Genomic DNA, 24,362 nt, shown 5'->3' with positions numbered 1-24,362 from the left:
ACCTCAGTGGAACAGCACAAAGGCTTTCTGCAGCGTCACCCAGATACCGAACGCCATCGGGATGCCAACCGCCAACCAAGCGAACGCGACCACTGCGGGGTTGCCGCCATGCCCGATCCGCGCCATCTGTTCCGGCGGCAGCACCGCATGCCCGCTGCGGTCGACCTTCTCGTGCGCCAGCTGCTTTTCGCGTGCCAGTTCGTCGGGCGTCATGAAGTGACGCGCAGCCACCGGGCGCACCAACAAATTGCAGATCAGGCCGAGCACGAGCATGCCGGCGAGGATGTACATGGTGGTGTTGTAGACCTGTGACGGTGGGCTGCCGTGCGCCAGCTGGTACTCGCGCATGTAACCCACCACCACCGGGCCGAGGATGCCGGCGGTGGCCCAGGCGGTCAGCAGACGGCCGTGGATGGCGCCAACCATCTGGGTCCCGAACAGGTCGGCCAGATAGGCCGGAATGGTGGCGAAGCCGCCGCCGTACATCGACAGGATGATGCAGAAGATGCCCACGAACAGCGCAATGCCGCCCACGCCACCGGCCGACGGCGCCGCTGCGTACAGGCAGATGCCCAGCAGGAAGAACAGCGTGTAGGTGTTCTTGCGGCCGAGCTTGTCGGACATGCTGGCCCAGAAGAAGCGGCCACCGATGTTGAACAGGCTGAGCAGACCGGTGAAGCCTGCGGCGATCGCCGCGATGCTGGCCAGCTGAGCCGTATCCAGGCTGCCGAAGCCAATGTCCACGCCGATCAACCGGCCGCCGAACACTTCCTGCAGCATCGGCGAGGACATACCGATCACGCCGATACCGGCCGAGACGTTCAGGCACAACACGCCCCACAGCAGCCAGAACTGCGGAATGCCCCAGACCTTGCTGACGTGCACGTGGTTGGCGGTGATCATGGCGTTGGTGCTGGCCACCGGCGCGGTCCAGCCGGCCGGGGTCCAACCGCTCGGCGGCACGCGATACCCGAAGGCGCCGGCCATCATGAAGACGAAGTACAGCGCGGCCATGACCAAAAAGGTTTCCATCACGCCCACCGAGGTGGGTGTGGCGAAATGGCGCATCAGCGCATCGGCCAGCGGGCTGCCGATCATTGCGCCGCCGCCAAAGCCCATGATCGCCATGCCGGTCGCCATGCCGCGACGGTCCGGGAACCATTTGATCAGGGTCGACACCGGCGAGATGTAGCCCAGCCCCAGACCGATACCACCGATCACGCCCGAACCCAGCCACAACATCCAGATCTGATGGAAGTGGATACCGGCCGCCGAAATCACCAGGCCGCCACACCAGCACAGCGCCGAAACCACACCGGCCTTGCGCGGGCCGGCACGTTCCAGCCAACCGCCCCAGATCGCCGCCGAGCAGCCCAGCAGCACGAAGAACAGGGTGTACATCCACTGCAGCTCGCTGATCTTCCAGTCGCAGGTGGTCGCCACCATGCGCGCGAACAGGCCCATGTCGGCCGGGCAGGCAATCGCTTCGGTGATCCCCAGCGCCTTGGACAGCGGCAGCCAGAACACGCTGAAGCCGTAGGCCATGCCGATGCACAGATGGATCGCCAGCGCAGCCGGCGGGACCAGCCAACGATTGAACCCCGGACGCGCAATGATGCGCTCCTTGGATAGCAGACCGGCGTCTGCGCCACTGGCTGTCGCCACGGTGGACCCTTGCGTCATTCCCATTCCCCAAAAATAAAGTGCGATGAACTGCGATAAAGACGATTGACGGCTGCGATCGTTTAGCGTGTTGCGATATAAGCAGCGGCGACGACCAGGCCCAACCAGCGGTTGTCTGGCGCATCATCGGCAATCCTTGCAGCTTTGCAATGCTTGGCGACGCCTCGCAGCGTTCCAACGCATTGCCACACACACGCCACGCAAGCGTTCCTTGAGATTAGCGGCCGGCGCTGCGACTAATTGACTAGTTCTTATGCATTAGATCGATGGGCATCCGCCAGGCCTGCGCGGGCATATCGCCCATTCCTGCCAGCGGCGGGGTGACGCCCGAGGCGATGGCTGAGTACAGTCGGGCGACCCCCGTGACGGAGCCGGCCATGCACGACCCACTTCCGCGCGACGATGCGCCTGCGCTGCAGACACCGACGCAGCTGGATGCGTTCTGGATGCCGTTCACCGCCAACCGGCAATTCAAGGCACGCCCTCGCCTGCTCGCCTCGGCCGCCGGCATGTACTACCGCGATGTCGACGGCCGGCAGATCCTGGATGGCACCGCAGGCTTGTGGTGCTGCAATGCAGGACACGCGCGCGAACGCATCGTGGCGGCGATCCGCGCGCAGGCCGGCACGCTGGATTTCGCCCCGACCTTTCAGATGGGCTCACCGCTGCCGTTCGTGCTGGCGCAGCGCCTGGCCGCCATCGCGCCGCCCGGCCTGGGCCATGTGTTCTTCACCAACTCCGGCTCGGAGGCGGTGGATAGCGCGATGAAGATCGTGCTGGCCTACCACCGCCTGCGCGGCGAGGGCCATCGCACCCGCTTTATCGGCCGCGAGAAGGCGTATCACGGAGTCGGCTTCGGCGGCATGTCGATCGGCGGGCTGCCCAACAACCGCAAGTGGTTCGGCCCGCTGCTGGCCGGCACCGATCATCTGCGCCACACCCTGGATCTGCAGCGTAATGCCTATTCACGCGGGCTGCCGACGCACGGCGCGGAGCTGGCCGACGACCTGGAAAGGCTGATCACCCTGCACGACGCCTCCACCATCGCCGCGGTGTTCGTCGAACCGGTGTCCGGCTCGGCCGGCGTGATTTTGCCGCCGGAAGGCTATCTGCAACGGCTGCGCGCCATCTGCGACCGCCACGGCATCCTCCTGGTGTTCGACGAGGTGATCACCGGCTTCGGCCGCGTCGGCGAGGCGTTCGCCGCGCAGCGCTTCGGCGTCACGCCCGACATCATCACCGCCGCCAAGGGGCTGACCAGCGGCACCGTGCCGATGGGCGCGGTGCTGGTGGCCGATGCGATCCATGACGCGTTCATGCACGGGCCGCAAAACGCCATCGAACTGTTTCATGGCTATACCTACTCCGGTCACCCGCTGGCCTGTGCGGCTGCGATTGCGACCCTGGACACCTATGCCGAGGACGGGCTGTTTTCGCGTGCGATCACGCTCGGCCCGCAGTGGGAAGCCGCGTTGCACAGCCTGCGGGGGCTGCCGCACGTGATCGACATCCGCAACGTCGGCCTGATCGGCGCCATCGAACTGGCGCCGCGCGATGGCGCCCCCGGTGCACGCGGCTACGAAGTGTTCGAGCGCTGCTTCCAAGACGGCGGACTGCTGGTGCGCGTCACCGGCGATGTCATCGCGCTGTCGCCACCGTTGATCGTCACCCCCGAGCAGATCGGGCAGATGGTCGAGACGCTGGCCGGCATCCTGCGCCTGGTGGACTGAGCGCGGCCGGCGGCATGGGTGCGTTGCAGGCAGAGGCACGCGGGCCCTGGCCGCGCACTGCAGGGGCTTCGTCGCGCCGGCTACCGCCGTACGCGCCGCTCGCCTGAAGACAGCGGGTGACGGCGCGCGTGGCCGTTCCACGACGGCGCTCGCGTGTCACGGGCACGGGTACCACGTCAAGCGCGCAAAGCCGGAGCAGGCTCTCTACAATGCCGGCCCCGCACTCCCCCGCAGTTGCCCCATGAACATCGTTGTCAAAGAAGAACTCAAGGCCTACATCGACCCGCTGACACCCGACGAGCACGAGGCGCTGGAGCGCAGCCTGCTGGCCGAAGGCTGTCGCGATGCCTTGGTGTTGTGGGGCGATGTGCTGGTGGACGGCCACAACCGCTACGGCATCTGCCAGAAGCACGGGCTGCCGTTCCAGACCGTACAGAACCCGCGCTTCCAGTCGATGCAGGACGTGCACCTGTGGATGATCGAGCAGCACCTTGGCCGGCGCAGCGTGTCCGACTTCCAGCGTGGCGTGCTGGCGCTGCGCAAGCGCGAGATCCTGGCCGCCCGCCAGCGCACCCAGCGCGAGGCCGATGCCGCCGCCGAGGCGCCGGTGGTGGATGACGCACAGGCCGATACCGGCCTCGACGACAGCGCAGCCCGCGCGAGCGACGACACCGACAGCCCCCCGTGGGAGGAAACCTCCACCCCGGTGAGCCGCGCCGAGCTGGCACGCGAGGCACGCCTGAGCAGCAACCAGGTGGTGATGATCGAGCGCATCCACAAACAGGCCGCGCCGGAAGTGGTGCAGGCAGTGAAGGCCGGCGAGATCTCGATCAGCGCCGCAGCCGCCGTGGCCACGCTGTCGGAAGACGAACAACGCGCCGCCGCGCAGGCCGGTAAGGCCGAACTCAAACAGGCCGCCAAGCGCGTGCGCGACGCCAAGCGCAAACCCAAGCCCGACGAGGCCGAAGGCGGCGAAGCCGAGCGCCGCGACGTCAAGGCCTTGCAGCGCCGCGTCACCGAACTGGAAAACGAAAACGTCGCACTGCAGTCCAAGGTGACCGCATTGCAAGCGCAGCTGGAGCGCCTGCGCGGCTGAGTCCGCGCATCCACTCGCCATCACGTAGGAGCGCACCTGGGCGCGATGGGCGTTCCCAGGAAAGCCTGTCGCGCCCGGGTGCGCTCCTACGAAACTCATCGATGCTTTGGCAGAGCTCGAGGTGGCACCCGTTGCAAGCGCAGCTGCAGCGCCTGCATGGCTGAGTCCGTACATCCACTAGCCAAGAGCTCGCGTAGGAGCGCACCTGGGCGCGATGGGCGTTCCCAGGAAAGCCCGTCGCGCCCGGGTGCGCTCCTACGACAGTCATCGATGCTTTGGCAGAGCTCGAGGTCGCACCCGTTGCAAGCGCAGCTGCAGCGCCTGCGCGGCTGAGTCCGCGCACCCACTAGCCAACAGCTCGCGTAGGAGCGCACCTGGGCGCGACGGGCAGTCCCGATAAAGCCCGTCGCGCCCGGGTGCGCTACTACGACGGCAGCAGACGCTTGGTCGCACCGTTGCAAGCGCAGCTGGAGCACAGGCACCAAAGGCGCGGCCACCTGCAGCCGCCCGCGACGTCGCCCACCTGCCGTGGACATGCCCTGGTCAAACGACTGGGTACACTTCGCGGATGGAACCCAGTCTCAGCGCTCCCCGCCCCATCGATCCCCGTCGTGCCCAGCTGCAGCGGATGAAGCTGTTGGCGGTGGCCTTGCTGCTGGCGATGTTTGCCGGCTTTATCGTCAGTCACCTGATGGGCGAGCAAGGCATCTGGGCGTGGGTGTCGGCCTTCTGCGAGGCGGCGACCGTGGGCGCACTGGCCGACTGGTTTGCGGTGGTGGCGCTGTTTCGCCGTCCGATGGGTCTGCCGATCCCGCACACCGCCATCCTGCCGCGCGGCAAGGAGCGGCTGGCCGATGGGCTGGCGGTATTCGTGCGCGATCAGTTCCTTGCGCCCGCTGCGTTGATGGAAAAGCTGCGCGTGTTCGACCCCGCCAGCCGCCTCGGCGAATGGCTGGCCAAACCCGAGCAGTCACGCATGCTCGCGCAGATGGCACGCGGCTGGATGTTGCAGGCGCTGGAGCTGCTGGACGAAGCTGCCGTGCGCAGCGCCATCCAGCGCTTCGTGGTGGACCGCCTGCGCAAGTGGAATGCCGCCGCGACGGTCGGCGATGTGATGGCGCTGCTCACCACCGACGGGCGCCATCAGAAATTGCTCGACGAAGTGTTGCTGCGGTTGGGCGAATGGCTGGACCAGGAACAGGTCAAGACGCGCGCGTCTGCATTGATCGTGCGGTATGCGCGCCGCGAATGGCCCAAGCTGGTCGGCACAGTGAACTGGATCAAGCCGATCGAAGAGATCGGCGACAGTCTGGCCGACCGCATGGCGCGTGCGGCCATCGAAGAACTCCAGGACATTCTCAAGACGCCCGAGCATCCAATCAGGCTCGACTATGAAGCGTGGCTGCAAGGCTACATCGCGCGCCTGCGTGACGAACCGGAAATGGCTGCGCGTGTAGAAGAACTCAAGCAACGTGCCATCCAACATCCCGCGCTGCAGGAATACGTGCAAGGCCTGTGGGGCGAGATCCGCGATGCGCTGCGCAACGATCTGGCGCGTGAAGAGTCGTCGATGGCTGCGCACATGGAGCGCTCCATGCAATCGCTCGGCCAGGCGTTGTCGCAAGATCCGTCACTGCGCGACGCACTCAACCAGCATATGCTGCAGGCAGCCGACAAACTCACCACGCGCCTGCGCGCATCGGTCACCGAGCACATTGCATCGACAGTGAAAAGTTGGGACGAACGTCACCTCGTCGAACAATTGGAATTGGGTGTCGGACGCGATCTGCAATACATTCGCTTCAACGGGACGTTGGTCGGTGGATTGATCGGCCTTGCGCTTCATGCATTATCGATTTGGCTATCGTTCTGATGCACTGAGATGACGTTGATCGCCCAACAGGCTAGCGTGCAGCAACTGGGGAGACTGCACGCAGCCGGATAATCGTCAGGCGGTACCGCGAGGTCGACGTTGCCGTCGGCCAGGACACTGGGCACACAACAGGCAAGGCGAAGGAACGAAAATGCCGAATGGCCGCTGGGATCTGCGCAGGAAATACGGGCGCCGCGCCTTTATCAGCGCACTGCTGATCCTTACCGCAGGTTTGATCGCCGCCATCGTCACTGGGGTCTGGCTGCAGCGGCATAACGAGCTCGAGCGCGAGCAGCGCTTTCAGTATGTCGTGCGCACCCTCGCCCGCAATATCAGCGAACGCATGTACACCTTCGAGCACGGCTTGCGCGGCGCGCGCGGTGCGGTGATCGGTTCGGGAAGCGAGGTCATCAGTCGAGATCGCTTCACCCTGTACAGCCGCTCGCGCGATTACGCGCGCGAGTTTCCCGGCGTGCTGGGCTACGGCTACATCCATCGGGTCGCGCCTGCCGACGAGGACGCGTTCTTGCAGACCGCGCGCGCCGACGGAGCACCGGATATCCACCGCCGCTTGCTGGCGCCGTGGGATGGCGAACGTTACATCGTGCTGTACTTCGAACCGGAGTCGTCGGGCAATCGCCCCATCGGTCTGGATATCGCGTCCGAACCGCGCCGCCGCGCCGCCGCCTTGCAGGCCGCACGCAGCGGCGAGCCGATCATGACCTCGCCGGTCTCGCTGTCGGGCTATCGCGTGCCCACCGAGAGTGGCTTTCTGGTCTTGCTGCCGGTGTATCGCGAGGGCATGCCGCTGCAAACGCCACAGCAACGCATGGCCGCCACCAACGGCTGGGTGTACGCGCCTTTCAGCGTCGAGCAGATGGTGAAAAGCGCACTGGGCGAACGCGACGATGTGGCGCTGGATCTGTCCGATCGCAACGAGCCGACCCATAATTTCTACCGCAGCGGCACCCCAGCCGGCGACAGCGCGCGCTGGCGGCCGGTGGTGCAGCTGTTGCCCATCTACGGGCGCACCTGGATCATCACCGCCCACCCCACGGCCAGCTTTGTGGCCTCGCTCAATCAGACCTCGCCATGGGTGGTGGGTGGCCTGGTCTTGGCAACGTCCGCCCTGTTTGCCGCACTGCTGTGGCTGTACTTCAGCAACGGGCTGCGCCGCGAAGAGGTGTTGCGCAAGCAGATGGAACTGGCCGCACTGGTAAGCCATTCCAGCGAGGCCATCGTGGCCGAAACTCCGGATGGCCGCATCACCCACTGGAACCCGGCCGCAGAAGCGATGTTCGGTTACACCGCAGAGGACGCGATCGATCAAGACCTGACGCTGCTGCTGTCGCCGCAACCGTATGCGATGCCGCAGATCGAGCACGCCGATGAAGCGTACCCGACCAATGCCTCGGCCGCACAGAGCATGCGCCACCGCGATGGTCATCAGGTGCATGTGCTGGCGAGCAAGGCGCCCATCATCGAACCGGATGGCACGCTCAGCGGGCACTCGCACTTTTTCCGCGATATCTCCGAGCGGGTGCGGTCGCATCAACGCATTCTCGACCTCAACGCCTCACTCGAACATCAGGTAGCCGAGCGCACCAGCGAGCTGGTGAAGTTCTCGGTCTTGCAGCGCGCGATTCTGGCGCATGCCGGGTACGCCATCATCGCCACCGATTCCAGCGGCTTTATCACGCTGTTCAATCGCGCCGCAGAAAAGCTGCTCGGCTATAACGCAGAGGATGTGATCGGCCGGCGCAAGGCCAGCCAGTTCGTCGAACCGGAAGAACTGCAGGAGCGCGCGCACCTGCTGTCCGAGCAGACCGGGGTGCCGGTGGCGCACACGCTGGAAGCGGTGGCCGCGCTCACCAGCCTGGGCCGCAGCGACACCAGCGAATGGACCTATGTCGGTCACGACGGTCGCCGCCTGCCGGTGTTGCTGACCCTGAGCACCCTGCGCGACGACAACGATCAGGTGATCGGTTACCTCGGCGTTGCGGTGGATCTCACCGAGCAAAAACTGCACGAAAAACAGCTGCGTCTGGCAATGGATGCCGCCAAGAGCGCCAATCAGTCCAAGTCCGATTTCCTGGCCAACATGAGCCACGAAATCCGCACCCCGATGAACGCCATCCTGGGCATGTTGTATCTGCTTCAGCGCAGCGAGCTCCCTGGCGCGGCGCAGGACATGGTCACCAAGATCGACCGCTCCGCACGCACCTTGCTGGAAATCATCAACGACATTCTGGACTTTTCCAAGATCGAGGCCGGACGCATCGATCTGGAACGCGCACCGTTCGATCTCAATCAATTGTTCGACAACATCGCCGACCTGATGCGCTCCTCGCTCAGCGCCAAACCGGTGGAGATGATCGTCGAGCCGTTGCCGCGCGACAGCCGTTGGCTACTGGGCGATGCGCTGCGCATCAACCAGGTGCTGGTCAATCTGGTCGGCAACGCGATCAAGTTCACCGAGCAGGGCGAAGTGGTGCTGTCGGTGCGGCGCTTCCCCAGCGGCGATCCCAACAAGGTCAAGCTGCTGTTCTCCGTGCGCGACACCGGCATCGGCATTTCCAAGGAAAAGCAGAGCCTGATCTTCTCGCCGTTTCTGCAGGCCGACACCTCGACCAGCCGACGCTATGGCGGCAGCGGTCTGGGCCTGACCATCAGCCGACGGCTGATCGAACTGATGGGCGGCGAGCTGGAAGTGGAAAGCGTGCCCGGCCGCGGCAGCGAGTTCTATTTCGTGGTGACCCTGGAGAAGGCCGCGCCACCCAAGGCGCAGCAGGACCTGCCGGCGCTACCGCCGGAAGCGATGCCGCGCGTGCTGATCGCCGACGACCACGATGCCGCGCTCAGCAATCTGGTGCGGATCACCACCGACCTGGGCTGGCGCGTGGATGCAGTGGCCAGCGGCCGGGCCGCGCTGCAGGCGATCGAACAGGCCAGCGAGCCCTACGACATCTTCCTGCTCGACTGGCGCATGCCCGACATCGATGGCGTGGCGATCGCGCGCGAAATCCGCGCACGTGCCGCCCCTGGTCCGCATCCGGTGATCGTCATGGTCACCGCCTACGAGCGACGTCTGCTGGAACAGCATCCCGAGCAACAGGATCTGGACGCGGTAATGACCAAGCCGGTGACCAGCGCGGCATTGCATCGTCTGGTGGAACAGCTGGTCGACCAGCGCCCGGGTGCGCGTCCGGTCACGCCCACCTTCGTGGCACGGCGGCTGGAAGGCACGCACCTGTTGCTGGTCGACGACAGCGAGATCAACTGCGAGGTGGCGCAGCGCATTCTTGAGGGCGAAGGCGCCATGGTCACCGTCGCCCACGATGGCGAGCAGGCGGTCAACACCCTCAAGCGCGCGCCGGATCTGTTCCATCTGGTGTTGATGGATGTGCAGATGCCGGTGGTGGACGGCTACGAAGCCACCCGCCGGCTGCGGCAGATCCCTGCCCTGGCCAGCCTGCCGGTGATCGCGCTGACCGCTGGCGCATTCCGCCCGCAACAGGAAAAAGCGCTGGAAGCGGGCATGAACGGTTTTATCGCAAAGCCCTTCAATGTCGAGGAACTAGTCACCGCCATTCGTCACTTCATGCATCCCGGGATGAAGCGCATTCCATCGCTGCCGCACGAAACCGAACTGGCGGCCGGCCCCGAGTGGCAGCACGACGATCCCGAGCTACTGGACGCCGCGCGCGCGCGCAGCCTGTGGCGCGACCGCGAGCCTTACGCGCGTTATCTGAGCAAGCTGCTGCGCGACAATCCGGACCCGGCCGAAGTCGCGGCCGAACACCTGCGCCGCAACGAACTGCCTGCCATCGGCGCAATGGCGCACAAGTTGCGTGGTGCGGCGGGCTCGCTGGCGCTGCCGGCACTGGCCGGTGCTGCAAGCGATCTGGAAACGCGTATCGAAGATGGTCAAGACATCACCGCCTCGTTGATTGCGCTCAAGGATGTGATGCAGCGCACCGCCGAGGCGATTGGCGTCTTTTTGCAAGACGACGAAACCACTGCGGCAGCCAAAGACGACGCAGTCGCGCTGGACGCCGGCAGCCTGCAGATCCTGGAGGTGGCTCTTTCCACCGACGACGCCGACAAGATCGACCACGCGCTGTTGATCTGCGCACCGCACCTGCCGCCTGCGTTGCAGGAAGAACTGCAACGCGCCGTGGAGGACTTCGATTTCCGCCGCGCGCAGGCCACCCTGCACGACTGGCAAGCCACCCACCCACGCTGACGGCGATCTCCCGTGCCGTCTGCAAGGATCACCCATGCCGTCCCGTCCCCTGCTGTGTGTCGACGACGAGTCCAGCAACCTGGCGACCCTGCGCCAGCTGTTGCGTGACGACTTTGCGCTGGTGTTCGCCAAAACCGGGGGCGAGGCGCTAGATGCGGTGGCGCGCCACGCGCCTGCGTTGATCCTGCTGGATGTCGAACTCCCCGACATGGATGGCTATGCGGTGGCGCGCACGCTCAAGCAGCAACCCTCCAGCAATGCCATCCCGATCCTGTTCGTGACCTCGCGTAACAGCGAGCACGACGAGCGCGCCGGGCTGGAAGCGGGCGCGGCCGATTACGTCAGCAAACCGTACTCGCCGGCCTTGCTCAAGGTGCGCATCAACACCCAGCTCAGGCTGGCCGAAAGCGCGCGCCTGGCGCAGCAATACCGCGATGCGATCCATCTGCTGGGCACCGCTGGCCAAGCCCAGGACGCGGACACCGGCGCGCATATCTGGCGCATGGCGGTGTATGCCCGGGTGCTGGCCGAAACCGCCGGCTGGTCGCCGCAGCAGGCGCAGATGCTGCAGGATGCCGCACCACTGCACGACGCCGGCAAGATCGCCGTGCCCGGCAGCATCCTGCACAAGCCCGACACGCTGGACGAGCACGAGCGCTCGGTGGTGCGGCAGCACCCGCAGGCCGGACACGACCTGCTACGACACGGCCGCGGACCGGTGTTCCAGATGGCCGCCGAAATCGCACTGCATCACCACGAATGCTGGGATGGCAGCGGCTATCCCACCGGCCTGGCCGGCGAGGCCATTCCGGAATCGGCACGCATCGTCGCAGTAGCCGATGTATTCGACGCGCTGTGCGGACGGCGCGCCTACAAGGCGCCGTGGACGGTGGAAGACGCGATGCGCAAGTTGGAAAGCATGTCGGGCAAGCAATTGGAACCGCGTCTGGTTCAGCATTTCCGCGAGTCCCTGGCGAGGATCCTGCTGGTCAAGGAGGCCTGGGACAGCCCGACCGCACAGCGCTGATCCCACACTTTAGGAAGCGCTCCCGGCTGCACAGTGCTTGTTGCTTGTTGCTTGTTGCTTGTTGCTTGTTGCTTGTTGCTTGTTGCTTGGTGCTTGTTACTTAGTGCTTGTTACTTGATGATTGGTGATCGGTGCTCGCCATCGCAGCACGGTCGGCATGCATATCACCTCCCTTCTCCCACCGGGAGAAGGTGGCGCAAAGCGCCGGATGAGGGTACGACGCAGGCATCACCACCACACCCATCAGACATCGCCTCCACGCAGTGCCGTTGCTATCCCGCGCGCCACCACACGACCGGCTCGAACATTGGTGCGTCCTTTCCGACCGAGAACGCGGCCAATCTGCGCTACAGGAAGCAGCGCTCCGGCGCGCCTCCTCCATCCACTAAAGACGACCGCACGCGCCCTGCCCCCGCAGCAGCTCGCACCCCAACACAGCCAACGCCGGCCACACTCCCGACCGCACGCAGCGTTGCCGCCACGCGCTTGAACCGTGCGCCACGCAGGCGGACAATGCCCATGCTGCGCCGCACAACACCGTGCGACGCGGGCCGATCCGGCGCCTCCAGGCGTCGTGGACACGGCCCGGCAACCGAGAGTCCGATGTCTTCCAGCGTGTCCGAGGCCGGCGTCACGCCGCCGCGTTATCCCGACTACCGCATCATTTCGTTGATCCTGGCGTGTGCCATCTTCATGGAGCAGATGGACGCCACGGTGCTGGCGACCGCACTGCCGACGCTGGCGCGCGACTTCGGCGTTGCCGCGCCCGCCATGAGCATCGCCATGACCAGCTATCTGCTGGCGCTGGCGGTACTGATCCCGGCCAGCGGTGCCATCGCCGACCGCTTCGGCCTGCGCCGGGTGTTCGGCGCTTCGATCTGGGTATTCGTGGGCGGCTCGATCCTGTGTTCGCTGGCCGACAGCCTGCCCACCATGGTGGCCGCACGCGTACTGCAAGGCGCCGGCGGCGCGATGATGGCCCCGCTCGGGCGCCTGATCCTGCTGCGCACCGTGGAGCGCCGCCATCTGGTGTCGGCGATGGCCTGGACGCTCGTGCCCGCCTTCATCGGCCCGATGCTGGGCCCGCCGCTGGGCGGCTTTTTCGTGTCGTATCTGGATTGGCGCTGGATCTTCTACATCAACGTGCCGATCGGCATTGCCGGCTTTTTGCTGGTGCGCCGTTTCATCCCGGAAATTCCCACCGACACCGCACCGGCACGCTTCGACCTGCGCGGCTTCGTGTTGTGCGGCATGGCGCTGGGCTGCTTGTTGTTCGGCCTGGAAATGGTCAGCCAGCAGGACGGCATCGGCATGGCCAGTTGGTTGCTGGCCATCGGCGCGGCCGCGTCGGTGGGATATCTGTGGCATGCGCGCCACCACCCGGCACCGCTGCTGGATCTGACCCTGCTGCGCATCGACTCGTTCCGGCTGTCGGTGATCGGCGGTGCGCTGATGCGCATCACCCAGGGCGCGCAGCCGTTTCTGTTGCCGCTGCTGTTTCAGATCAGCTTCGGTTTCAGCGCCGCGCACAGCGGGCGGCTGATTCTGGCCACCGCACTCGGTGCGTTGCTGATGCGCACCATCACCCCGCAATTGCTGCGCCGCTTTGGCTACCGCAACAGCCTGATCGGCAACGGCGTACTGGCCAGCCTGGGCTACATGGTGTGCGCGCTGTTCCGGCCCGACTGGCCGCCGGCGCTGATATTCGGCCTGCTGTTGTGCTGCGGCGCCTTCATGTCGTTCCAGTTCGCCGCCTACAACACCATCGCCTACGAAAACGTGCCCAGCGCGCGCATGAGCCGCGCCAGTAGCCTGTACACCACCTTGCAGCAGCTGATGCTGTCGGTGGGTGTCTGCGCCGGCGCGATGATTCTCAAACTGGCGATGCTGGCCGGCGATCACACCCAACCGGCACAACGCGATTTTTCGCTGGCGTTCTGTGTGGTCAGCCTGATTTCGCTCAGCGCCACCTGGTGGCATGTGCGCTTCGACAAGAACGCCGGGCAAGAAATGAGCGGACACCGCGCTTCGCGCGGCTGAAACCCTTGTTGCTTAAACGGCGGGCGTGCAGCGCGCCCAGGTTGGCGCTCTGGCGCAAGAGATCCAGCATGTGAACGGCGAGCCCGTGAAACTGGCCTTTGTCGACCAAGGGCATTCGGGCAAAGATCCTGCTGCTGCTGCGGCGCTCGAAGAGAGCATCGAACTGCATGTGGTGACGTTGCAGGAAGCGAAGAAAGGTTTCGTGCTTCTGCCACGTCGCTGGGTTGTCGAGCGCAGCTTCGGCTGGGTCAACCACTTCAGGCGGTTGGCCCGGGACTAGAAGCGCTTACCTGAAACATTGGCAGGGCTCCACTTCTTGGTCTTCAGCATTCTGATGCTGGGGAATGCCACCAGCCTGCTCCAACGTCCATAACACGCTCTAGGCACCGCGAGAACGTCGTCAGTTCTCTAGAATTCCGCTTCCTTGCTAGCAGGTTGAAGCACTTGCTGGCCCAGATCATTGCCGATGTTGAGGAACCCGATACCGCCCGACAGCCCCTGTGCTTGCATGGCCTGCGTTTGCACGACCGAAGAATAATCCGCAAAGAAATCGGGCGTGCGCCATTGCGCGGAAATCGATTCGCGGCTGCCACCCAGATCGTTGTTCCAGGTCACGGCTTTCTGCGAACCGGGCGGACCGAACTTGCGCTTGAGCAGCTCCATCACGCGCGGCTGCGCCTCGAACCCCGTGGTGTTGAAGCGCAAGGCGATCACACGCCCGTTCTGCAGTAAAACCAGGCCGCCCGCACCTTCCAGAGAAAAAGCGTCACCTGCGCCCGCGCCGATCGACATGCCGATGGGCGCGACCCACGCCGGGAACTCAGCGGTGGCGAAGACCAGGTAAGCGTATTCGCCTGGCCCGAACTCGGTATTGCCCACGGCCATGTTTGTCGTGCCGGGCGCGACGCACAACCCTGTTGCCGGTGGAGTGGCCTTCAGCGGCTCCGGCGGCGGGGCCGTCAGCTTGTTGAACGCCCTACTCCCTAATCCTGTGCTGCTGCGGCGGGCAGCTGGAGCGGGTAAGGAGAGTTGGCAAATGGGCAGCGTTAATGGCGCCCCTAATTTGATGCCGAATATGTCAGTTTCCGCCGCAGAGACTGAGACGGTAGGCGCCATGGTCAGTAACACGACAAGCGAACTGGCGGCTGCAGTGATACGCATAGGGCTGTAATTCAAGCTGGATCATGATTAAGGCGGAAGCATATCCCCTGTTGCTGCTCGGCGCTGCGCTCTGCTCCCAGCGCGTGGCTGACCCGATGGGATGAAAGGGTCACTTTCATCTTTTCCGCGTATTGCTGCATCGACAAGCCCTGCGCCTGTGTTGGGTCCACGTTACTGGTCTGGGGCTTGTCAAAGGCGCTGAACTGCTGGATCCCCTGCACTTCACCATCAGCGCCCATACAGTGCGGGTCACCGTCGCCTTGGTCCTGCCGGCGCTGTCCAATGTGGCTATTGAGCGCACCATTCCGGTGGAGCACCGGGCCGAGAAAGTGTGTTGGCCCTCTTGCCGCATGTCCAAGCCTTTCAGTTGCATGACGGCACGCAACAGGCTGCCGTCATGCATCGATCAACGCGCGCGGTTAGCGCGTCGCTGCCTCGCCTCGGCACGCGTTACCAACAGAAAGGCCAGCGGAAGCCCGATTTCGATGGCGACCGCCGGGAAAATACCGGCGTTGACATGCCCGGCAGCCCATTCCGACACGCCCAACACTGCCAACGATAGGCACGCGGTGGCAAAGCCGGCAATCACCGCGCGGCGACCCGGCGATGGCGGTACCGCGCGTACCAGCAACAGCATCACGCCGATGGCCGCATACATCGGCGCGGCGCGGCGACCGACCACACCTAAAGCGTTGCTGTCGAAGGCGACGCCCCAGTTGGCCAGCATGGTCGCAGGCGCCAGCAACCAGACAGCGCCCAGCGCGAAAAACAATAGGGCCGACAGCGTGGCCAGGTAGCGGAACGCCCGCGATGCAGTGGGCGCGCTCATGCGTTTACATCCACGACAGTACGCCCCTGCGCCTTGCCATCCAGCAGCTGGGCGGCAATCTGCGGCACCTCCGCCAGCCCGACTGTCGTCGTGGTCAATGCCAGCTTGCCCAACTCCAGATCGCGCGCCAGACGCGACCACGCCTGCATGCGGACCGCCTGCGGCGCGTTGACCGAATCGATACCGGCCAATGTGACGTTGCGCAAAATGAAGGGCAGCACCGAGGCCGGCAATTGAACGCCCTGCGCCATGCCAAACGAGGTCACCACGCCGCGATACTGCGTCTGCGCAAGCGCGTTTGCCAGCGTGTGGCTGCCCACCCCATCCACCACGCCTGCCCAGCGCTCCTTGCTGATCGGCGCACCGGGTTCGGACAGAGTGCTGCGGTCGATGACCTCGGCAGCGCCCAGGCTGTGCAGATACGCGGCCTGCTCCAGCCGGCCCGTGGAGGCGACCACGCGATACCCCAACCCTGCCAGCAAGGCGATGGCCACCGAACCGGCGCCGCCATTTGCGCCGGTGACCAGGATGTCGCCGCGTTCGGGGGTCAGCCCGCCGTGCTCCAGCGCCATCACCGCCAGCATGGCGGTATAGCCGGCCGTGCCGATCGCCATCGCATCGTGGGTGGAAAATGCCGCCGGAAGCTTGATCAACCAGTCGCCAGGCACCCGCGCCTTCTGCGCATAGCCGCCATGATGGGTCTGGCTCAGGCCCCAGCCATTGGCCAGCACGCGGTCTCCCACCGCAATGCCGGGATCGCTGGACGCTTCGACCACACCGGCTAGATCGATGCCGGGAATCAGCGGAAAACGGCGAATGATCGGGCCGCGTCCGGTGACCGCCAACGCATCCTTGTAGTTGACGGTCGAGTAGTCGACGGCAATCGTCACCTCGCCCGGCATGAGGTCGTCTTCGTTGAACTGCACGAGTTCGGTGGTCACCGTCTCGCTGGCTTGCGTGGCGAGCAATGCATTGAAGGTCATTGTCTTCTCCTGATGGGATGGATTGAGGCCGCGGGTGAGCGCGTCCCTGATTGCAGTCAATGACGCAGTCAATGACAGCGCAGCGGCCAGTTGACGATCACGCCGCTAGGGGACTGCGATGGCGGTGCGGTGCGGGATCTCCGGTGATGCGGTGCCACCGTGCGGCGCAAGACGCTTCCCGCTGCGGCAACGAAGTCGCTTGAGTCGGGCTGACGTGGACGGCGTTGATCGCCTGCAACGTTTGCTCGGTGGGCGTGTCGCTTCAGCGGCTCGTCGTACAGCCGGGTGAGCGGCGTCGCGCCAAGCACATGGCACTCCTGCAAGGAGTGGCCACGCGTGAGCTGGCGTGTCAGTAAAAGCGCATTTCGCTAAAACATTTCGCTAAAAGCAGCTAACAAAACGCCTGTGCTCACCGCCAAGCGGGCGCGGCCGGTGCTCGGTACGGCATGCACCACGCGTACATTCCGGTTCTGAGCGCGCCATCCAAACGCACCTGACAATTGCAAACGCACCTGACAATTGCTCGCTATGGTTTGTTAGCCCTTCTTGGCACACGGCGCTATAGCCAATCCCTAGACCACGCCGGACGCAGCTGCACTTCTCTCGGTCAGTTGGAGGGTTGCAACGACGACAGGATCTGGTCACGACATACCGCAATGACTTCGTCGGCCAGTGGCGAATCGTTCGGACACGACCGCGACAGCACGATGGCACCGATGGCGTGCGCCAGCATGTTCAGCGTGTTGACGCGCTCATCTGCTGCCTCGGCAGTACCGGGCGCGGCCCCGCTGCGGTCGAGCGCGGCCAACAGGTTTTCGACCCCGGCTGCAAACGCTTCGCGCACTTGCTCCGGCTGACGCGCGGCTTCGGCGCCCAGCGCAGCCATCGTGCAACCGGTGGCAGGGCTGTCGCGATGTCCGCGCGACAGATAAAAGTTCACGAAATCGGTCTTGTCCACGCGCTCGGACTGTGCCGCGATGTTGGCCAAGCCGCAGGCTGCCGATTCGGCCATCAAATCTGCCTTGGAGCCGAACTGCTTGTAGAAACCACCGTGGGTGAACCCTGCAGCGGCCATCAGATCGGCAATACCGATCCCTGCATAACCGTGCTCGCGAAACAGCACCGAGGCGGTTTCGACGACATGCGCCCGGTTCGCCTGTGCCTGTGCTTTGGTCACTTTCATCGTTGCGACGCTCCGTGGGGGGAATGGGGACAGCGACAGCATACTTTGATGTTGCGCGTCATCAAAGTATTGACACGTTAGATTTTATTCGTAATCTTTGCATCCGCCGTCTTTCTGAGCACCCTCAATGCCCACGCGTCGCTGCCCGCTCCCTCTGCCCTGGGCAACCTGACGCCAACCAATCGCATCGCGATGGTCACGGTGACACGTCACCGTGCAGGCGTCGGGCCGGCGCCTGGGCCGTTTGCGGCCACGTCGTGCGCCTTTCCACCTTTCTCACTCAAGGAATTTCCATGACCGCACTTCCCGCTGTCCTCATCACTGGCGCCTCCACCGGTATCGGTGCTGTCTACGCCGAGCGCTTCGCCCAACGCGGCCACAACCTGGTGCTGGTCGCACGCGACAAGGAACGCCTGGACGCCCTGGCCGCGCACCTGTGCGACACCCATCGCGTCAGCGTCGATGTGCTGCAGGCCGACCTGACCCAGCCAACCGACCTGAGCACTGTGGAAACCCGCCTGCGCGACGACGCGCAGATCGGCATCCTGGTCAACAACGCCGGCATGGCGCAATCGGGCGGCATCGTGCAGCAAAACGCCGAGGCGATCGACCGCCTGATTGCGCTCAATGTCACCGCGTTGACGCGCCTGTCCGCCGCCGTTGCGCCGCGCTTTGCGCAGTCCGGCAGCGGTGCGATCGTCAACATTGGATCGGTCGTGGGGTTTGCGCCCGAATTCGGCATGAGCGTCTATGGCGCCACCAAGGCCTTCGTGCTGTTCCTGTCGCAGGGTTTGCACGTGGAGCTTGGCGCCAAGGGCGTGTATGTGCAGGCCGTCTTGCCGGCCGGCACGCGCACCGAGATCTGGGAACGCGCCGGTATCGACATCAACACGCTGAGCGACTTGATGGACGTTAACGAACTGGTCGACGCCGCGCTGGTCGGCTTCGATCGCCGCGAACTGGTCACCATTCCGCCGCTGCACGTGGCCGAACGCTGGGACGCACTGGATGGCGCGCGTCAGGGTTTGCTGTCGGACATCCGGCAGGCGACCGCTGCCGAGCGCTATCAGCCGACGACCTGACGAGCTGAGCTGCATTGCTGCCCGCATGGCTCGCATGGCTCGCATGGCGATCGGTGCGGGCCCGCGGTGTTGTGTTGTGCCTGCACGCGCGCGCACAGCTTCACTACGTCATCAGCACGCATCCAATAACGCAGAAGGCCGCCCTGGGGCGGCCTTCTGCGTTATTCATTGGCAACACACACTCATCCACTGATGACAGGCGGCATGACGGCGGAGCAATCGCTCTGCCGTCATGCCGCGCACGCTAGTTACAGCCCGTGCGCCGCCAACTGGCCAAGCCGCTGCACGGCCACCGACACGGTCGGATAGTCCAGCGTCTTCTGCTCGGCCACATCGCTCAACATCGCCAGGGTGAAGCGCAGGCTGGAATCGTCGCGTGCCATCCAGTTGGCCACCTTGTCCTCGGCACTGCTGCCGGGCATGGTCAGCACCTGACCCACCAGCGCACGCTGATGCGCGGCCAGTTCGTCGCGCAGCACGCCACGTGCCACCGCATGCCAGCGGCCGTTGACCTCCAGCGCGTCGATCTGCTCGAACAACCACGGCAGCCGCAGCGCATCGCCCAGACGGAAGTGCACCTTGGACACTTCCACCGGCTTGAGCTTGCGGGTGCGCGCGGTTTCGATGATGTCGAACGCCGGCTCCAGATAGCGCAACTCGGACAGCTGCTGTGCCAGTGCCGGCGGCAGGCCCTTGTCCTGCCACTCCTGCACGCTGGCTTCGTACAGCGGTCGCTGGGTGTCGGACAACACGCCCGAGGCCACACGGATATCGTTGAACGGGCCGTGGTAACGCTCCACCGCTGCGGTGATGCCCGGCATCTGGCCCGGACGCAGCAGCAGCCAGCGCACGAACGAGCGCTGCAGGCGCCAGATCACTTCCAGTGCATCGATCTGCACCGACTCGGGCACCTTGCCGTCCAGCGCATCGATCTGCGTCCACAGCGCGCGCGCGTCCAGCGTTTCGCGGCTGATGGTATAGGCCTTGGCGACCTCACCGATGCTGCGGCCGGTGTCTTCCTGCATGCGCATCAGGAAGGTGGCGCCCATGCGGTTGATGGTGGTGTTGGTGACCGCGGTGGCGATGATTTCGCGCTTGAGGCGATGGCGCTCCATCGCATCGGCGTACTTCTTCTGCAGCGGCTGCGGGAAGTAGCGCTGCAATTCCTTGGACAGATACGGGTCTTCCGGAATATCCGATTCCAGCAGCTGCTGGAACGCCACCAGCTTGGAGTACGACAGCAGCACCGACAGTTCCGGCCGCGACAAGCCTTGACCGCGCGCCTTGCGTGCCGACAGTTCGGCATCGGACGGCAGGAATTCGATCTGGCGATCGAGCAGGCCCTGCAATTCCAGCGTGCGAATGAAGTGCTGCTTGGAGCCCAAGCGCTTGACGCTCATGCGCTCCATCAGGCTGATCGCCTGGTTCTGGCGATAGTTGTCCCACAGCACCAGGTCGGCCACTTCATCGGTCATCGACGCCAGCAGCTTGTTGCGTGCGTCGTAGGTGAGCTTCTTGGCCTGCACCATGTCGTTGAGCAGGATCTTGATGTTCACCTCGTGATCGGAGGTGTCCACGCCGGCCGAGTTGTCGATGAAGTCGGTGTTGAGCAACACGCCGGTCTGCGCCGCTTCGATGCGGCCCAGCTGGGTCAGGCCCAGATTGCCGCCCTCGCCCACCACCTTGCAGCGCAGCTCGCCGCCGTTGACGCGCAGGCCGTTGTTGGCGCGATCGCCCACATCGGCATGCGATTCGCTGGAGGCCTTGACGTAGGTGCCGATACCGCCGTTCCAGAACAGGTCCACCGGCGCCTTGAGGATGGCGTTCATCAGGGCGTTGGGCGAGAGCTGCTTGACGTTGGCCTCAAGCCCCAGCGCCTCACGCACCGGCGCGCTGATGTCGATCGACTTCAACGTGCGCGGATAAATACCGCCGCCGGCGCTGATCAGCTTGGCGTCGTAATCGGCCCAGCTGGAACGCGGCAGCTTGAACAGGCGCTCGCGTTCGGCGAACGAGGCAGCCGCATCCGGCGACGGGTCGAGGAAGATGTGCCGGTGATCGAACGCGGCCAGCAGGCGGATATGCGTTGAAAGCAGCATGCCGTTGCCGAACACGTCGCCGGACATGTCGCCGATGCCGGCCACGCTGAAGTCCTGGCTCTGGCAATCGCGGCCCATCGCACGGAAGTGGCGCTTGACCGACTCCCACGCGCCACGCGCGGTGATGCCCATGCCCTTGTGGTCGTAACCGACCGAACCACCAGAGGCGAACGCATCGCCCAGCCAGAAGCCGTGATCCAGCGCCAGGCCATTGGCGATGTCGGAGAACGTCGCCGTGCCCTTGTCGGCGGCGACCACCAGATACGGGTCGTCCTGATCGTGGCGCACCACCTGCGGCGGCGGCACGATCTTGCCACCGACGATGTTGTCGGTGATGTCGAGCAGGCCCTGGATGAACAGTTTGTAGCAGGCGATGCCTTCGGCCTGGATCGCGTCACGATCGCCACCGACCGGCGAGCGCTTGACGTAGAAACCGCCCTTGGCGCCGACCGGCACGATGACGGTGTTCTTGACCATCTGCGCCTTGACCAGACCCAGCACTTCGGTGCGGAAATCCTCGCGACGGTCCGACCAGCGCAAGCCGCCACGCGCCACTGCGCCAAAGCGCAGATGCACGCCTTCCACGCGCGGGCCGTAGACGAAGATTTCGCGATACGGACGCGGCTTGGGCAGGTCCGGCACGATCGCCGAATCCAGCTTGAAGCTGATGCAATGGCCGTACTTGCCGTGCTTGTCGGTCTGGTAGTAGTTGGTGCGCAGCGTGGCATCGATCACATCGATGAAGCTGCGCAGGATGCGGTCTTCGTCCAGGCTGGACACGCGGTCCATCAGCTTGAGCAAGGTGGCGCGGGTAGCTTCCTGCTGCGCAGCGCGGTCGCCGCCGCGTGCCGCGAGCACCGGTTCCAGGGCCTTGAGCGTGGCCTCATCGCCACCTGCCAGCGCGGAGAGTTCTTCGCGCAGACGTTCCTGGCCGGCAAAGATCTGCGCCTTGGTTTCGCTGCCGGTGGACGGGTCGAAGCGCGCTTCGAACAGTTCCACCAACAGCCGTGCCAGCAGCGGATAGCGGGTAAACGTGGCTTCGACGTAAGCCTGCGAGAACGGCACCGCGGTCTGCAGCAGATACTTGCAGTAACCACGCAGCAACGCGACCTGGCGCCAGTGCAGACCGGCGGCCAGGATCAGACGGTTGAAGCCGTCGTTTTCGGCATCGCCATTCCAGATACGTTCGAAGGCTTCGCCGAAGCCGGCATCGGCATGGGCGGCGTCGATCTTGCCCGCGGTCGATTCGACTTCGAAATCCTGGATATAGACCGGCGTCTCGCCCACCTGCAGCCGATACGGCCGCTCGGAGATCACGCGCAGGCCCATGTTTTCCATCATCGGCATCGCATCCGACAACGGGATGTCGTCGAGCTGACGGTACAACTTCAAACGCAGGCCTTCGCCGGCATCCAGCCGCACGCCGTCGTCGCGACGGATTTCCTGCAGGCTCAGATGCAGATCGTCCGGGCCATCCAGGGTTGCCAGATGTTCGACATCGGAGACCGCCGATTCGATCGACGACTCTTCGATGTAGCCGGCCGGCAGCGCGCGGCCGAAGTTGGCCGCCATGCGAAGGCCATTGGCCTCGCCGTGACGCGCCACCAGCGCTTCGCGCAGGGCATCGCGCCAGTTGCGCAACAGATGCGCCAGCCGCGATTCGAGTTCGGTGGTGTTGAACTCCAGCGCTTCGCCGCTCTTGGGCCGCACGATCAGATGCAGCTGCGCCAGCGGCGACTCGCCCAGCACCACCGACGAATCGATGTATTCGCCGTGCAACGCGTCTTTCAACAGCCCTTCGATGCGCAACCGCACATCGGTGTTGAAGCGCTCGCGCGGGATGTACACCAGTGCAGAAATGAAGCGGCTGTACTTGTCGCGGCGCAGGAACATGCGGCTACGCACGCGCTCCTGCAAGCCCAGGATGCCGATCGCGGTGCGGTACAGCTCTTCTTCGTTGGACTGGAACAACTCTTCGCGCGGCAGCGTCTCAAGGATATGCCGCAACGCCTTGCCGCTATGGCTGCTCGGGGTCAGCCCCGACTTGCTCATCACGTATTCGTGGCGCTGACGCACCAGCGGAATTTCCCACGGACGGCGGTTGTAGGCGCTGGAGGTAAACAGGCCCAGGAAGCGCTGCTCGCCGACAATACGACCCTTGCCATCGAATTCCAGGATGCCGATGTAATCCATGTAGCCAACGCGATGCACGCGCGAACGTGCATTGGTCTTGGTCAGGATCAACGCGTCCTTGCGCTTGGACGACGCATTCAAGCCATGCGCCGCCAGCGTGGTCACCGGGCGCGCCGGCGAGGTGTCGTGGCCGCGCATCAGGCCCAGGCCGGTTTCTTCAACCGGTGCCAACACCTCCTGGCCGTCCTGCTTCTCCACGCGGTACTCGCGGTAGCCGAAGAAGGTGAAATGGTCGGCAGCAGCCCAGCGCAGGAACTCCTGCGCTTCGTGGCGGCTGATGTCGTCGATCGGCAGGCGGCGGGTGGCCAGATCGTCGGCCAGCATCACCATCTTTTCGCGCATCGAGGCCCAGTCGTGCACGATGGCGCGCACTTCGCCCAGCACCTTGCGCACCGCCGCTTCCACCTTGGCCATCTCATCGGCCGGCTGGCGGTCGATCTCCAGCACCATCAACGATTCGCTCTTGCCCTCGCCCACCGCGGTCAGCTTGCCGGCCTTGTCGCGCGCGATGCGCAGCACCGGGTGGCCGAGCACATGCACGCCGATGCCCAGGTCCGACAAGGTCATGCTGACCGAGTCCACCAGGAACGGCATGTCGTCGTTGACGATCTGCAGCAGCGTGTGCGGCGACTCGTAGCCGTGGCTCTTCAGGGCCGGGTTGAACACCCGCACATTGACCGTGCCGGCTTTGCGCACGCGCGCAAATTCCAGCATGTCGGCCGCCAACGCCGCCCACTGCTCGGGTGGATGGTTCGGGAACTCGTCCTCTTCCATGCGCCGATAGAAATCGGCCGCGAACAACTGGACCTCGGACTGTCGGGCCGCCGGGTAGCGCTTGCGCAACGCGGCAAACACCGGCTCGAGGGTGACCGCCTGCGGTTCGGTGGCAAGCACGGGGACGGCACGTTCGGCGACCGGTTTGACCGACGTCGTGGACGATTTCGAAGCGGCTTTCTTGGCTGTCATGAGAGAGCTGGGATGCTCGGTGGAAAACCTGAATTGTACCGATGCGCCGTGACAACGCCTTGCTGCATAGCGCAAATGCGCGGCACGTAGCAGGCGCGGCAGTGGCGCAAAAGCCGTATGGCTCTGTAGTTTCCCCACCCCTGGCCGGCCGCAGGGTCGCCGGACCGCCAG

14 protein-coding genes, 1 other RNA gene and 1 pseudogene are annotated in these 24,362 nt (G+C 64.8%); 9 read left to right on the top strand and 7 right to left on the bottom strand.

Annotated features, from left to right (window positions below; genetic code table 11):
- Positions 1 to 3: 3 nt before the first annotated feature.
- Positions 4 to 1,683, bottom strand: coding sequence for an OFA family MFS transporter (locus ABQZ00_RS07310; protein ID WP_055851795.1), 1,680 nt, complete (start codon positions 1,681 to 1,683; stop codon positions 4 to 6).
- A gap of 377 nt (positions 1,684 to 2,060) precedes the next feature.
- On the opposite strand from ABQZ00_RS07310, the gene aptA reads away from it, so the two are divergent.
- The 7 genes and pseudogenes from aptA to ABQZ00_RS07275 all read left to right on the top strand — a co-directional run.
- Positions 2,061 to 3,413 (top strand): omega-aminotransferase AptA, encoded by a 1,353-nt coding sequence (aptA, locus tag ABQZ00_RS07305; RefSeq protein WP_323537215.1) that lies wholly within the window; start codon positions 2,061 to 2,063, stop codon positions 3,411 to 3,413.
- 241 nt (positions 3,414 to 3,654) lie between these two features.
- A complete protein-coding gene (locus tag ABQZ00_RS07300) occupies positions 3,655 to 4,509 on the top strand; it encodes a plasmid replication/partition related protein (RefSeq protein WP_323537216.1) in 855 nt (284 codons plus the stop codon).
- Positions 4,510 to 5,077: 568 nt separating this feature from the next.
- Entirely contained in the window at positions 5,078 to 6,382 is a 1,305-nt protein-coding gene (locus ABQZ00_RS07295; protein ID WP_055851787.1) for a DUF445 domain-containing protein, read from the top strand.
- A gap of 151 nt (positions 6,383 to 6,533) precedes the next feature.
- The gene (locus tag ABQZ00_RS07290) at positions 6,534 to 10,628 is read left to right on the top strand and encodes a CHASE domain-containing protein (RefSeq protein ID WP_323537217.1); all 4,095 of its coding nucleotides are present in this window, start codon (positions 6,534 to 6,536) and stop codon (positions 10,626 to 10,628) included.
- Between the two features lie 34 nt (positions 10,629 to 10,662).
- On the top strand, positions 10,663 to 11,655 hold the full coding sequence (locus ABQZ00_RS07285) for an HD-GYP domain-containing protein (protein WP_323537218.1): 993 nt from the start codon (positions 10,663 to 10,665) through the stop codon (positions 11,653 to 11,655).
- 603 nt (positions 11,656 to 12,258) lie between these two features.
- Positions 12,259 to 13,695 (top strand): DHA2 family efflux MFS transporter permease subunit, encoded by a 1,437-nt coding sequence (locus tag ABQZ00_RS07280; RefSeq protein WP_323520048.1) that lies wholly within the window; start codon positions 12,259 to 12,261, stop codon positions 13,693 to 13,695.
- Positions 13,696 to 13,723: 28 nt separating this feature from the next.
- Positions 13,724 to 14,068: pseudogene (locus tag ABQZ00_RS07275) on the top strand (transposase); the annotation flags it as partial.
- A 35-nt stretch (positions 14,069 to 14,103) separates the two neighbouring features.
- Here ABQZ00_RS07275 and ABQZ00_RS07270 read toward each other — a convergent pair.
- The 4 genes from ABQZ00_RS07270 to acuI all read right to left on the bottom strand — a co-directional run bounded on the left by ABQZ00_RS07270 (position 14,104) and on the right by acuI (position 16,668).
- Entirely contained in the window at positions 14,104 to 14,871 is a 768-nt protein-coding gene (locus tag ABQZ00_RS07270) for a hypothetical protein (protein WP_323537219.1), read from the bottom strand.
- Positions 14,868 to 15,095 (bottom strand): hypothetical protein, encoded by a 228-nt coding sequence (locus ABQZ00_RS07265; RefSeq protein ID WP_153066566.1) that lies wholly within the window; start codon positions 15,093 to 15,095, stop codon positions 14,868 to 14,870. Before ABQZ00_RS07265 ends, ABQZ00_RS07270 begins: the two co-directional genes overlap by 4 nt.
- A gap of 167 nt (positions 15,096 to 15,262) precedes the next feature.
- On the bottom strand, positions 15,263 to 15,685 hold the full coding sequence (locus tag ABQZ00_RS07260) for a hypothetical protein (RefSeq protein ID WP_323537220.1): 423 nt from the start codon (positions 15,683 to 15,685) through the stop codon (positions 15,263 to 15,265).
- A complete protein-coding gene (acuI, locus tag ABQZ00_RS07255; protein WP_323537221.1) occupies positions 15,682 to 16,668 on the bottom strand; it encodes an acrylyl-CoA reductase (NADPH) in 987 nt (328 codons plus the stop codon). Before acuI ends, ABQZ00_RS07260 begins: the two co-directional genes overlap by 4 nt.
- A gap of 446 nt (positions 16,669 to 17,114) precedes the next feature.
- On the opposite strand from acuI, the gene ABQZ00_RS07250 reads away from it, so the two are divergent.
- Positions 17,115 to 17,210: non-coding RNA, sX9 sRNA (locus tag ABQZ00_RS07250), on the top strand.
- A gap of 65 nt (positions 17,211 to 17,275) precedes the next feature.
- Here ABQZ00_RS07250 and ABQZ00_RS07245 read toward each other — a convergent pair.
- Complete coding sequence (locus ABQZ00_RS07245) at positions 17,276 to 17,851, bottom strand: TetR/AcrR family transcriptional regulator (RefSeq protein ID WP_115553979.1); 576 nt, start codon at positions 17,849 to 17,851, stop codon at positions 17,276 to 17,278.
- Positions 17,852 to 18,144: 293 nt separating this feature from the next.
- On the opposite strand from ABQZ00_RS07245, the gene ABQZ00_RS07240 reads away from it, so the two are divergent.
- Entirely contained in the window at positions 18,145 to 18,933 is a 789-nt protein-coding gene (locus ABQZ00_RS07240) for an SDR family NAD(P)-dependent oxidoreductase (RefSeq protein ID WP_323537222.1), read from the top strand.
- Between the two features lie 248 nt (positions 18,934 to 19,181).
- Here ABQZ00_RS07240 and ABQZ00_RS07235 read toward each other — a convergent pair whose 3' ends face one another.
- The gene (locus tag ABQZ00_RS07235; protein ID WP_323537223.1) at positions 19,182 to 24,191 is read right to left on the bottom strand and encodes an NAD-glutamate dehydrogenase; all 5,010 of its coding nucleotides are present in this window, start codon (positions 24,189 to 24,191) and stop codon (positions 19,182 to 19,184) included.
- Between the last annotated feature and the right edge of the window lie 171 nt (positions 24,192 to 24,362).

Origin of the sequence: Xanthomonas sp. WHRI 10204, assembly GCF_040202875.1 — a bacterium.
Lineage (GTDB): Bacteria > Pseudomonadota > Gammaproteobacteria > Xanthomonadales > Xanthomonadaceae > Xanthomonas.
The sequence above is the reverse complement of the archived record's forward strand: the minus strand, read 5'-3'. Positions and strand labels throughout refer to the sequence as shown.